At 52.8% G+C, this 11,896-nt stretch carries 11 protein-coding genes; 5 read left to right on the top strand and 6 right to left on the bottom strand.

Features of this window, described 5'->3' with window-relative positions; translation table 11 throughout:
• The first annotated feature begins 448 nt into the window (after window positions 1-448).
• Window positions 449-1,618, top strand: a complete 1,170-nt coding sequence (gene nifV, locus R6U67_RS18460; RefSeq protein WP_410253906.1) for a homocitrate synthase — start codon at window positions 449-451, stop codon at window positions 1,616-1,618.
• 59 nt (window positions 1,619-1,677) lie between these two features.
• Here nifV and R6U67_RS18455 read toward each other — a convergent pair whose 3' ends face one another.
• Window positions 1,678-1,887 (bottom strand): molybdopterin-binding protein, encoded by a 210-nt coding sequence (locus tag R6U67_RS18455; protein ID WP_410253905.1) that lies wholly within the window; start codon window positions 1,885-1,887, stop codon window positions 1,678-1,680.
• 208 nt (window positions 1,888-2,095) lie between these two features.
• On the opposite strand from R6U67_RS18455, the gene R6U67_RS18450 reads away from it, so the two are divergent.
• On the top strand, window positions 2,096-3,370 hold the full coding sequence (locus R6U67_RS18450; RefSeq protein ID WP_410253904.1) for a hypothetical protein: 1,275 nt from the start codon (window positions 2,096-2,098) through the stop codon (window positions 3,368-3,370).
• A 45-nt stretch (window positions 3,371-3,415) separates the two neighbouring features.
• Here R6U67_RS18450 and R6U67_RS18445 read toward each other — a convergent pair whose 3' ends face one another.
• The 3 genes from R6U67_RS18445 to modA are packed head-to-tail and all read right to left on the bottom strand — an operon-like array spanning window position 3,416 to window position 5,973.
• Entirely contained in the window at window positions 3,416-4,486 is a 1,071-nt protein-coding gene (locus R6U67_RS18445) for a sulfate/molybdate ABC transporter ATP-binding protein (RefSeq protein ID WP_410253903.1), read from the bottom strand.
• Window positions 4,487-4,519: 33 nt separating this feature from the next.
• Complete coding sequence (gene modB / locus R6U67_RS18440; RefSeq protein WP_410253902.1) at window positions 4,520-5,167, bottom strand: molybdate ABC transporter permease subunit; 648 nt, start codon at window positions 5,165-5,167, stop codon at window positions 4,520-4,522.
• Window positions 5,164-5,973, bottom strand: coding sequence for a molybdate ABC transporter substrate-binding protein (modA, locus tag R6U67_RS18435; RefSeq protein WP_410253901.1), 810 nt, complete (start codon window positions 5,971-5,973; stop codon window positions 5,164-5,166). The genes modB and modA overlap by 4 nt, the downstream gene beginning before the upstream one ends.
• A 114-nt stretch (window positions 5,974-6,087) precedes the next feature.
• Between modA and sixA the strand changes: the two genes are divergently transcribed.
• On the top strand, window positions 6,088-6,597 hold the full coding sequence (gene sixA / locus R6U67_RS18430) for a phosphohistidine phosphatase SixA (protein ID WP_410253907.1): 510 nt from the start codon (window positions 6,088-6,090) through the stop codon (window positions 6,595-6,597).
• 9 nt (window positions 6,598-6,606) lie between these two features.
• On the opposite strand, the gene R6U67_RS18425 is transcribed toward sixA, so the two are convergent.
• On the bottom strand, window positions 6,607-6,843 hold the full coding sequence (locus tag R6U67_RS18425) for a hypothetical protein (RefSeq protein ID WP_410253900.1): 237 nt from the start codon (window positions 6,841-6,843) through the stop codon (window positions 6,607-6,609).
• A 255-nt stretch (window positions 6,844-7,098) separates the two neighbouring features.
• On the opposite strand from R6U67_RS18425, the gene R6U67_RS18420 reads away from it, so the two are divergent.
• A complete protein-coding gene (locus tag R6U67_RS18420; protein WP_410253899.1) occupies window positions 7,099-9,828 on the top strand; it encodes an efflux RND transporter permease subunit in 2,730 nt (909 codons plus the stop codon).
• Between the two features lie 253 nt (window positions 9,829-10,081).
• Here R6U67_RS18420 and R6U67_RS18415 read toward each other — a convergent pair whose 3' ends face one another.
• Complete coding sequence (locus R6U67_RS18415; RefSeq protein ID WP_410253898.1) at window positions 10,082-10,471, bottom strand: hypothetical protein; 390 nt, start codon at window positions 10,469-10,471, stop codon at window positions 10,082-10,084.
• 65 nt (window positions 10,472-10,536) lie between these two features.
• Between R6U67_RS18415 and R6U67_RS18410 the strand changes: the two genes are divergently transcribed.
• Window positions 10,537-11,793 (top strand): D-alanyl-D-alanine carboxypeptidase, encoded by a 1,257-nt coding sequence (locus R6U67_RS18410; protein ID WP_410253897.1) that lies wholly within the window; start codon window positions 10,537-10,539, stop codon window positions 11,791-11,793.
• Window positions 11,794-11,896: the final 103 nt, after the last annotated feature.

Below are 11,896 nucleotides of genomic sequence, written 5' to 3'. Positions count from 1 at the left end.
CTGAAGTTTTTAGCCCTCTGATGAGGCGAAAATGCTAGATTACTAAGCAATTGGAGCTGGATTTATCGACGTACGCCTCATCCTCTGCAAGCCTGAATGGCGGCACTGGTAGGTTCTTTAGGTTTTCTTAAGAAAGCCAAATTAGATTATAAAGAAATAATTAAAATGTTTTCAGTTCTACTTTTTTTGTATCACTTGTAGCAAAAAATATCGGCAAGTTCGACTCCTAAACCTCCGTTTCCAGGAAAAGCAATGGAGTCTAATGGGCGATCGCCCTCCGCAAGCAAATCTCTATTTTGTATCCTAACTTGCATTTCATCTCTAGCAAGCAATGTTATCATCAGGACTGAGTCGATAATAGATAAGAGAGAACGGCTCTCTTAGGCTCCGCTATCGTTTCTACGAGAATTTACGGAAATCGCTTCATTCCTTTTGTCTTGAAACCATCATGAACGACTGTCAGACTGCTGTTGTCCGTGACCCCGAACCACCTCACCTACTCGACACCACCCTCCGGGATGGCGAACAAATGGCCGGGGTGGCCTTAACGCGAGACGAGAAAGTGGCGATCGCCCGCTTACTCGATGCCATTGGCGTGCCCGAAATCGAAGTCGGAATCCCGGCTATGGGAGGCGACGAAGCCCTAGCCATCAGCACTCTCGTCAACAGCGATCTCAACGCTGAACTCCTAGGATGGAACCGAGCCGTCATTTCGGATCTAGCTGCTTCCTTTAATTGCGGCTTGCAACGGGTGCATATTTCCCTCCCCGTCTCCGACGTGCAAATTGCGGCCAAATTTGGCGGCGATCGCCAACGGCTTTGGCAACAATTACACGAGAGTCTTCGCTTTGCCCGCGATCGCAGCCGCTTTATCTCCGTCGGAGCAGAAGATGCCTCCCGAGCCGATCCCGACTTACTCCTAGCCGTAGCTCAAACCGCTCAACACCTAGGAGCGCAACGGTTTCGCTTCTGTGACACCGTCGGCATCCTCGATCCCTTCGAGACGATGCACCAGGTTCAGCGTCTCGTGCATCATCTCCAGATTCCCGTTGAAGTGCATACCCACGACGATTTGGGCATGGCCACCGCCAACGCCCTGGCCGGATTGCGGGCCGGGGCCAGCGTCGTTGATGTCACCGTCAATGGGATCGGCGAGCGGGCCGGAAATGCCGCCCTCGAAGAAGTCGTCATGGCCATGCGTCGCCTGCAAGGTTGGGATTTCGGCATTGATAGCCGTCAACTGCTGTTACTGTCGCGACAGGTTCATCAATGGATGGCTGGGGGAACCCTCCCTCCCTGGAAGGCGATCGTGGGCGACAATGCCTTCGCCCACGAAGCCGGGATTCACGCCGACGCTATCCTCAAAAATCCCCAAACCTATGAACCCTTTCCCCCCCAATGGTTGGGGGCTGAACATCAAGTTCGCATTGGCAAACATTCCGGGCGACGGGCCATCGCCGCCTGTTTAGCCGCCGAACCAAGGTTTGATCCCGGTTGGGGCGATCAAGGGCTTCTCGATGCTGTACGAGTGCGGGCGATCGAACTCAAACGCGGCTTAGCCGTCGAAGAAGTCTTAGCCCTCGCCGCATCATCCGCCCCCCAAACCTTTCCCTCGTAAACCTTCTACCGAAGGCTCACGAGGGAAGGTTAACAGCCATCTCTGGCCGTAATCGAGATCTAATCGACGCCGATCATGACATGACCCGCTTTAATGACAGCGTATGCTTCTTTCCCTTGAGTTAACTCCAATTTTTCAGCCGAGGTTTTCGTCACCATGGCGGTAATTTCAACCCCTGGATTGATCTCCAACGTGACTTCAGCGTTGACGGTCCCCAAATGGATATGTTTGACCGTTCCTTTCAAGATATTGCGTGCCGTGAGTTGCATGACGTTTTTGAGGTTTAATAAGTGGTCATTCGGGCTACCTTTGTTATAGCCTATAATCCTCAAAAACCAAATTTCTTTTGTCAAGAAAATAAAACATTTACAACCAACAAAACCTCGCTATTTTTAGATTTATTTTTAAAAATTCGTCTCTTTTTTAGACGATTTATTTTGAGAAAAACTGCCTATCCTTAGTCTTTAAGCACTTATCATGGCCTACCGCGACGATTCATTCTATCCCAGTTGTCAGAAATGCCCCGAGACCTGTTTTCCCCAGGACTTATCCGGATTAGCGTACAACTCCTGCAAAGGCGATCGCCGATCATCGAACCTCCAGATACTTCACCTGAACTGGCTTCCCGTCGGATCAAACTGTTCCCACCACCAGGGTTATCCCCAGCCCAATCAACAACCGCCCACACAACATCCCCTAGGAAACAGCCTCAACATTGCCTCAACCCTCGTCATTTGGGAAGGATGTAACCTCCTGACTCAACGACAGGATATCCCCTGGACTTGGCAAGCCGGTCGCTGGACCTATTGCAAACCCGTAAAACGAGGACGAGGGGAATTACAATTTTGGCTAACCGGGGATCAGGGACAAGAAACAACCGCCTCTGACATCACCCAGTTTGACATTCGTGCCGCCTGTTTACATCTCATTTATGCCGCCCAAGCCACTCAATTAGCCCAGCCCTGGCAGGAAACATTTTCTTTGAGCGATCGCGACCTGGCCGCCTATGTGGGACTGCAACGACGACGCGACCTAAACCAACAAGACAAAATCAACCTACTCGAACGCTTAGTGCAACAAGTTAGTCGTCTCTCCGTCGCCATCCGTTGGCTGCAACAGGGCGATATCCCCGCCTTTGAAGAAGCCGAACATCCCCTTTGGGAATTAGTTGATCGTCAAGATCACCAAACCCCCGGTTTCACCGTTACCATTCGTCCCGGACTCTGGGCGCGTCATTTCCTCAACCCCCACGGCCAACAACAAGGACAAGGCTTTTATCAAACCACCAGCATTGAGCGAGATTGGATTGAACTGGCCTTTCGCAACTGGCAACAACATCCCGGAATGGTGCGATCGCTCTTCTGGCTCATCTTTAAACTCCGCTTTGGCCGCCAAAGTCCCCTACGAGTCTCCACCCTGATGACCATCGCCTATGGCCCAGCTAAACTTGACCGAGCCGAAGGCGATCGCGACACCCGCAAACGCCTCATTCGCACCTTCGAGCGAGACTTAGAACTCCTCGCCGAAGCCGGACTCACCCCCCAATTCGACCCTAAAACCTATCCCCTAGACATTCGTCCTCTCTGGGCCAAACTGCAAGCACTCCCCGACGACGACGATCCCGGTAGTTTTTGGATGTCCCAAAGCGAGAGCGATCGCGCCCTACTTGACTTCGCCCCCCGAGGAAAATGGAAACGCCTCAAAAAAGCCCGCTTCTGCGGCTTCAGTTCCTCCCCAGTGACTCATCAGTGACTCATCAATAGCCCAACCATCGCCCAAACTCCCCCAACCAATGGCTTAGCGATTTTTCAACAACAACAACCGTGACGGTAACAAGCCCACAGACCAAGGAAACGGACGGGATTTTAACCGGTTCCACTTCTCCTTAAACACCTCCGCCCGTAAATGGTAATCCTGAGGAGTCTCAGGAGGAGTTCCTAACTTGAGATAAAGGGTTTGCCGATGAGGGGTTTCACTACTCCCCGCGATCCAAGCCGGGAAACGATTAGACCCCTCTAAACTGTCCAAAAACGCAATATGATGAGCGCGAATCCCCACATGGGTTTGCAGCGGCGACACCAATTCCTCCGTTTCCAGCGTACAATTCCAATCCAACGCCCGAATTTTATGAGTTGCCAAGGGTTCGAGGCGAGAATAGTTCTTACATCCCGTCAACTGAGCCACCGTTAAGTTTCCGGGAGCATCAAAAATCCCTTGTTTATCCCCCTGGGCCATCATCTTTCCTTGAGAAAGAACCAACAGTTGTGGACAAAGGCGATAGGCTTCCTCTAAATTGTGACTCACAAATAACGTTAAGCCTCGATAATCCGCTAGAGTTTGACTCAATTGGGTTTCTAAAGCACTGCGTAAATGAGCATCCAGGGCTGAAAAAGGTTCATCGAGGAGTAATAGATCGGGTTCCGGGGCCAAGGCCCGGGCCAGGGCCACTCGTTGCTGTTGGCCCCCCGAGAGTTGATGGGGATAGCGATCGCCCAACCCCGCCAGTTGCATCTGATCCAACTGTTGCGCGACTCGGCGACGTCTCTCAGTTTTCCCACCCTGTTTCAAGCCATAGGCGATATTTTGCCCAACCGTCAGATGGGGAAAAAGAGCATAATTTTGGAACACAAATCCCACCCGGCGATCGCGACTGGGGAGATTAATTCCTCGTCGAGACTCATAGAGAACCCGGTCATTCAACATAATCATTCCAGAATCCGGGCCATCAATCCCCGCAATACAGCGTAGGGTCAAACTTTTCCCCGATCCCGAACTTCCCAACAGTCCCAACGGATCATCATCAACATTAAAGTCAACATCGAGACAATAATTAGGGAGTTTTTTTTGAATGCGAACCCTCAAAGACATGATGGTAATTTATTCTAAATATAATTGAAGGTTTTACCGTGTCGTCTTATCCTCTAATGTTCTCACCCAATAGAGAAACATAAACGCGATCGCCGTAATAATCACCACCATACTATTGGCCCGACCATAATCTCTCGACTCCACCGCATCATAAATCGCCAGAGGTAACGTTTGAGTCCGTCCGGGGATACTTCCGGCCACCATCAACGTCGCCCCAAACTCCCCCAAACTTCTCGCCACACTAAGACTAAATCCCGCTAAAATCCCTCGATAGGCCAGAGGGAGCGTAATCCGCCAGAGAATCTCCCCTTCCGTCGATCCCAGGGTTCGGGCCGCCGCTTCGAGTTCTGGGTTAACACTGGCGATCGCCGCCCGCGTTGACTCAACCATCAACGGTAACGCCACCACTCCCGACGCAATGGCCGCCGCCTGCCAAGTAAACAAAATATCGACCCCAAACCACTCTCGCAGCGGACTTCCCCGGCCCAACGCCAACAGCAGGCCATACCCCACCACACTCGGCGGTAACACCAGCGGTAAATTTAACAACGTCGAGACAAATAATTGTCCTGGAAAGCGAGTTTTCGCCAAAAAAATACCCAAGCCTAAACCGAGTATCAAAATGACACCACTAGCGGCCAGGGTAACCTGTAACGAGAGAAGAGAAGGCTGCCAAATCATCGAGTTGAGTCATTATCCGGGAGAACAAACCCATAGCGTTCCATGAGCGGCCGTCCTTTATCCCCATTCACAAACGCCGCAAACTCTTTCGCCAACTCAGGATGGGGAGCATTTTTCGGCACAGCCAGCATTTGTTCTAGGGGGTTATGGAGACTCTCGGGAAGTAGCACCCATTGTCCCGGTTTCTCCACACTAATCGAGAGAGCGGCGATCGCCACATCCACATTGCCCGTCATCGCATATTGCTGAGTCTGACTGATATTTTCCCCCAAAATCAGTTTAGGTTGTAATTCCTCCCAAATCCCCGCCGTTTGCAGCGCTTCTCGGGCGGCCGTTCCATAGGGCGCATGATTGGGGTTGGCGATCGCCACCCGAGTCACCTCCGGTTTGAGTAAATCCTCAAGCTGGTTAATCTCTAGGGAACCCTCCTCCCGTTGCCAGAGGGTAATTCGTCCCACACCATAGAGCGCCTTCGTTTCTCGAAATACTAAACCCTCTTGATCTAAATCTTCCACAAATTGGCGATTCGCGGCAGCAAACAAATCCACCGGCGCACCCCGTGCAATTTGCTGGGCAAGTTGTCCCGTTGATCCCAGATTAAAGACTACCTGATGTCCCGTTTCTTGCTCCCAGAGTTGACCAATTTTTGGAAAAACATCCTTAAGATCTGAAGCCGCAGAAACCGTAATCGTGACCGACGAAGAACTTGAGTCAGTCGAGGATACCAACGGACGCAGCGCCGAGAGGCTGACCGCCATCAGTAGTCCCAGAACTGTCAAGCCAAAAAACCATGACAGTCTATTCATTATTCGTGTTGGTAAAATTTTGATAGAGACAGTTTAAAGGATTCTCCAACCGACAACGGTGTAACACCACACAAATTGTCTAAAATTAGTTTTGATCATTATAAGATGCCCCTCATGCCCCAACTCTATCTAATTCGTCATGGAATTGCCGCCGATCGCAGTCCCCAAACCTATCCCGACGACAGCCAACGGCCCCTCACCGACGCTGGAGTCAAAAAAACCCGTAAAATCGCCAAACGGCTCGCAGAACTCAATCTACAGTTCGACTATCTCCTCACCAGTCCCCTCGTGCGCGCCCAACAAACCGCCGAAATTTTAGTAAACGCCAAACTGAGTCCAAAACCCGAGATTTCCGCCGCCCTCGCCCCCGCTGGCGAGTTGCAGGATTGGCTAAATTGGTACAATGCTACCCCCAAAACAGGCAAAAACGGCGAGGTAGCGATCGCCGTCGTTGGACATCAACCCGATCTCGGCCATTGGGCTGAACAGCTCATTTGGGGAGAGAGTCGCGGTCAACTTATTGTCAAAAAAGCTGGAGTCATTGGAGTAGAGCTCCCTGATGACGGGGATATCATTGGCCAGAGTCAACTGTTTTGGCTCGTTCCCCCGCGATTATTGCTGTAGAAACAAGCATCACATCCAGGGCGATCGCCCATCAATAAGACCCTTAGCATAACTAATGGCTTGGTCCTCAGAGGCGTGACCCTCTCCCTGACCCTTCACCTCATCCCCATGGGGATCGATGACCGTCGCCCACCACCAGGCGCGACTATAGCGTGGAATAATCAAATGTCCTTTATAGACTTGGCTTTGGGGTTGCGTATCGGTTAAAACCCGATCGCCTCCCGACAGAGAAGATGTTGCAATCATGATCTTGGGGTCTCCCAGAAACAGACGTCATCCGAGCAACGGAAGATTCACCCTCGTTACTCCCATTATGTCGCGAGTTTTACAGATTCTATACCTTTTTGTTACATCCGCAACATTTTGTCCCCAACGTACACCCCGCATCAGAGACAACAAACCCGTAACAGTCAGGGAGACGATACTATAGATCGACGATCAACAACAGGCAAACGTTCCCTGAAGCGGGGAACAGCCGCCGACCAGGGGAGTTAGACTAGGATGCCGGCCAAACACACCACCACACTGCGAGAACGCTTCAACATCTCAAAATGGGCAATTCAGCATCGGGTGTTGACCGTCGCCATTTGGCTGGCGATCGCCGTGGCGGGACTCTTCGCCTACACCTCCCTAAAATACGCCCTCTTTCCCGACATCACCTTTCCCGTCGTTGTCATCAACGCCTCGGGCGACCAAAACACCGCCCTAGCCACCGAAGACCAACTAGCCGAACCCATCGAAGCCCAACTTCGAGATCTCCCCGGCCTCGACAACATCCAAGCCAGCATCTATCCCGGACGAACCGTCATCAGCGTCCTCTTCAAAGTGGGCGTTAACCCGACCCCCGCCAGCCAAGCCGTCCGCGATCGCCTCGACCAACTACAACTGGCCAACTCCGCCGAAATCGAGGTCATTCCCCTCAACCTCAACGAATCCGCCGCCATCAGTTACGCCCTCCGGCCCAACCCCAACACTAGCCCCAACACTAGCCTAGACGCGATCGCCCGCCTCAGCCGCGATCGCCTCATTCCCCAACTCGAACAACTCCCCGGCGTCCTGCGAGTCGACCTCCTCGGCGACGCCAAACTCCCCCAAACCGACCGTCCCGAAATTCTCGACGACGACATCACCCTCAACGCCCCCACCCTGATTCGCTTCGCCGCCGACAACGCCCTCGCCCTACAAGTCATCAAACAAGGAGACGCCAACACCCTCGATGTCGTCAATCAAGTCGAAACCACCATCACCGAGTGGGGCCAAGACTATCCCGACATTCAATTCGACCTCGCCGCCAGCCAAGCCGACTTCATCCGCGAAGCCACCCAAGCCACCATCGACACCCTCTGGGTTGCCATCATCCTGGCCGTTATCGTCATCTTCGCCTTTCTGCGGAACCTATCCGCCACCCTCATCACCGCCCTGGCCATTCCCATCTCCCTCCTGGGAACCTTCATCGTCATGGCCATCTATGACTTCAACCTCGAAACCATCACCCTGCTGGCCCTGGCCCTAACCATCGGAATCATCGTCGATGACGCCATTGTCGAAGTCGAGAACATCGCCCGTCACATCGAAGACGGACAACCCCCTCGCGAAGCCGCCATCGCCGCCACCAACGAAATTGGCCTCACCGTCTCCGCCTCCACCCTCACCATCGTCGCCGTCTTTCTCCCCGTCGCCTTCATGGGGGGAACCGTCGGTCAATTCTTCAAACCCTTCGGCCTCACCGTCTCCGCCGCCGTTCTCATCTCCCTCCTCGTCGCCCGGACCCTCTCCCCCGTCCTCGCCGTCTATTGGCTAAAAGCCAAACCTCGCCGCGATCGCCCCAGTTCCCCCTCCCCCAACCTTCTCGATCGCCTCTACCTTCCCCTACTCCGCAAAGCCCTCACCCATCCCTGGCTAACCCTCGCCATCGCCATCGGAAGCCTCATCGCCGGAATCGCCCTCATTCCCCTCATTCCCAAAGGCTTCATTCCCCAACTCGATCGCGGCGAGTTCAACATTCTCTACACCGCCCCCCTTCCCGAATTTCCCAACCCTGGCGACGAATCCCCGGACTTTGACAGTACCAGCCCACAATTTCCTGGCGTGTATCCCGACTTCGACCCCAACACCGCCGAAGACTTCGACCTAGCCTTCAATCCCCGCATCAGGATTCTCAACAGCGCCCAAGACATCGCCACCGACCTCGAAACCGTCGTCCGCGACCATCCCGACGTCGAATCCGTCTATACCCTAATTGGCTATCGTGGCGAACCCAATCGCGGTCGTATCACCGTCAAACTACGACGCGATCGCCGCCAAGACACCGCCAGCGTCCAACAAGACCTCCGCGATCGCCTACCCCGGCCCCAAGGAACCCGCATCAGCGTCGAAGACATCCAATTCGTCGAAATCGGCGACAGCAAACCCCTACAAATCGCCCTCCTCGGCGAGAACCTCGTGCAACTCAACCAAACCGCCCGAGAGATTACCGCTGCGATCGAGGATCTACCGGGCCTCATCGACATTGAAACCAGCGCCAGCGACCCCAACGAAGAGATCACCACCATCCGCCGCAAATCCGGGGAACGGGTAGCCTACGTCGAAGCCAACCTCAGTCAAGGCCAGGCCCTCGGCGATGCTACCGATGACGTCGTGGCGATCGCCCAACCCCTTCTCCCCGACGGCGTTCACCTCGACCTCGGCGGCGACGCCCAAAACGCCGCCAGCGTCTTCCGTAGCTTTGGCGGAACCCTAGCCCTCTCCGTCACCTGTATGTTGTTGGTGTTAATTCTGCCCTTCGGCCGCCTCTTAGAACCCCTCGTCGTCGGCTTATCCCTTCCCCTGGCGATCGTGGGCGCCTTACTCGCCCTACTGATTACCCAAAGTGACTTTGGCATGATTTCCCTCATTGGAACCATCTTCCTTCTGGGACTCTTAGACAAAAATGCCCTCCTGTTAATGGACTATGCCAACCAACTTCGCAAAGCCGGAAAACCCCGATTTGAAGCCCTATTAGAAACCGGAACCGTCCGCTTTCGTCCCATCGTCATGACCACCGCCTCCACCGTTTTAGGAATGTTACCCATCGCCATCGGTTGGGGCGCCGGATCTGAATTACGCCAACCCATGGCCGTCGCCATTATTGGTGGCTTAATCACCTCAAGTTTATTAAGTTTAGTCGTCGTTCCCGTCCTCTATGGACTCTTAGAAGATGGCTGGTCAAAACTACGTCGAACAGGCAAATAACCCCAAATCAACCCATCCCAATCGTCCATTCCAACCCGCAGGAGCGAAAAATGTTTCACCCCCACAATGTTTTTCCCCTCTTGGGAGGGGTGCCCGAAGGGCGGGGTGGGTTATCCAGTATTCCCTATCCCCTGTTCCCCCCTCTTGCCTCTTGCCTCTTGCCTTTTGCCTTCTCTTCCCCTGTTCCCTGTTCCCTGTTCCCTGTTCCCTTCTTTTGCCTCTTGCCTCTTGCCTCTTGCCTCTTGCCTTCTCCCTAAGATTTACACAAAAAATCAAAATCTTTATGAATATGCTCAATCACCTTAATTGGGCTTTCCTCCGGCAAAATCTTTTGATAATAAATCCGAGCAATATCCTCAAAAACCGGCGCAACTTGGGGCTTGCCAAATTGCTGAGACCAGTCAAACACACGATAGCGAACACTGTGATAAAATTCAGAAACAGCCTTCTTAGACCCCTTATCGAGAATTTTGAGAATCTTTTTTATTTTTCCATGATCAGGAATAACATCTTCAGGACTCTTTAAAAGCTCATCTAAAACCACCTGGTCTTTTTCCGAAAAACCGCCTTTTTGGGCTGGAGATGGCTTTTGTAACGTCCAAACAAAGCTAAAAAGGGCAAACAGAATCAAGAAGTTACGCACTACAAGTTTGATCCCAAAAATAATCTAAACCTTATCCTAACAAGACCTTCGGCAAAACCCCAGCCATGCACCCAAAAATAGACCCAGTCCTGCTCAGTCTCGCCAGCCTCCCCCTGCTGCTGGCGAGTTGCACCCCCAGTCCATCTCCAGAACCCTCTCGGGAACCCTCTCCCGAAACCTCTTCCGAAACCTCCTCCTCGGGAGCCACATCAGCCCCCCCGAACCCACCGCAACTATCCCTAGCCGATCGAGATCCTGAGGTTCAGCAACAGGTACAAGAGTATATCAACCGTCTCGCTCGTCAGGGGTTCGATCCTCAGCAACAGGGAGTTTGGCTACAAACCGACGATGAACTATTAGCCAACATTGGCGGAACCGTTCCCCTTCCGGCGGCCTCCCTCACCAAACTGGCCACCACCCTAGCCGCCTTACGTCAGTTGGGGGTTAATCATCGCTTCTCGACCCAGTTTTTCCCCCAAGGAGAGGTACAAGATGGCGTCTTAGAAGGGGATTTATGGGTAGTCGGCGCCATGAATCCTCTCTTTGTCTGGGAAGAAGCGATCGCCGTGGCCAACCAACTCACAGAAGCCGGATTACAACAAGTTAACGGCGATTTAATTATCGTCGGCGACTTCTTCATGAACTTTGAGGAAGACTCCCTTCTCTCCGGCGAACTCCTCAAACAAGGACTCAACGCTCGTCTTTGGACCTCAGAAGCCGAAATTCAATATCGAACCCTTCCCCCAGACACACCACGGCCCGAAATTGAAATTTCAGGCCAAGTTCGTTACCGTTCCGAACCTCCCCCAGAGTTCGAACCCTGGCTGAACCATCAATCCCCCCCACTCTCCCAAGTCTTAAAACTGATGAATCGCTATAGTAACAATGCGATCGCCCATATCCTAGCCAACGCCGTCGGAGGGGCCGCCGCCGTTCGCCAAGAGGTTATCACCGCCACCGCAATCCCCGAACGAGAAATTCAACTGGTGAACGGTTCAGGATTAGGACGAGAAAACCAAATGTCACCGCGAACCGTAATTCGCATTTATCAAGCCATTGAACGAGAATTATCTCCCCACGGCTTAACCCTCGGCGATGTCGTGGCGATCGCCGGAGAACCCGAAGGAATTTTAACCGTTCGTCCCCTTCCCCCCCGTGCTATCTTAAAGTCTGGAAGCCTCAATGCGGTGAGTACCCTTTCAGGAGTTTTACCCACCCAAAACAAAGGCAAAGTTTGGTTTTCCATCTTAAACAGTGGCGGCGACATTGAAATTTTACGAGCCGAACAAGAGCGATTCCTAAACACATTAGAAACCCAATAAAAATAAGACAAAAAACGGTAGGGTGCGTCCCGGCTTGCAACCCTTTTTGGCTTCGACCAACACCCTAAAAACTGCCGGAACGCACCGCGTTTGGATTCTAAAC

It is taken from the genome of Sodalinema sp. (assembly GCF_046483825.1).
Taxonomy (GTDB): domain Bacteria; phylum Cyanobacteriota; class Cyanobacteriia; order Cyanobacteriales; family Geitlerinemataceae; genus Sodalinema.
Note: the sequence above shows the minus strand (reverse complement) of the source record. Positions and strands in the feature narration are given on the sequence as shown.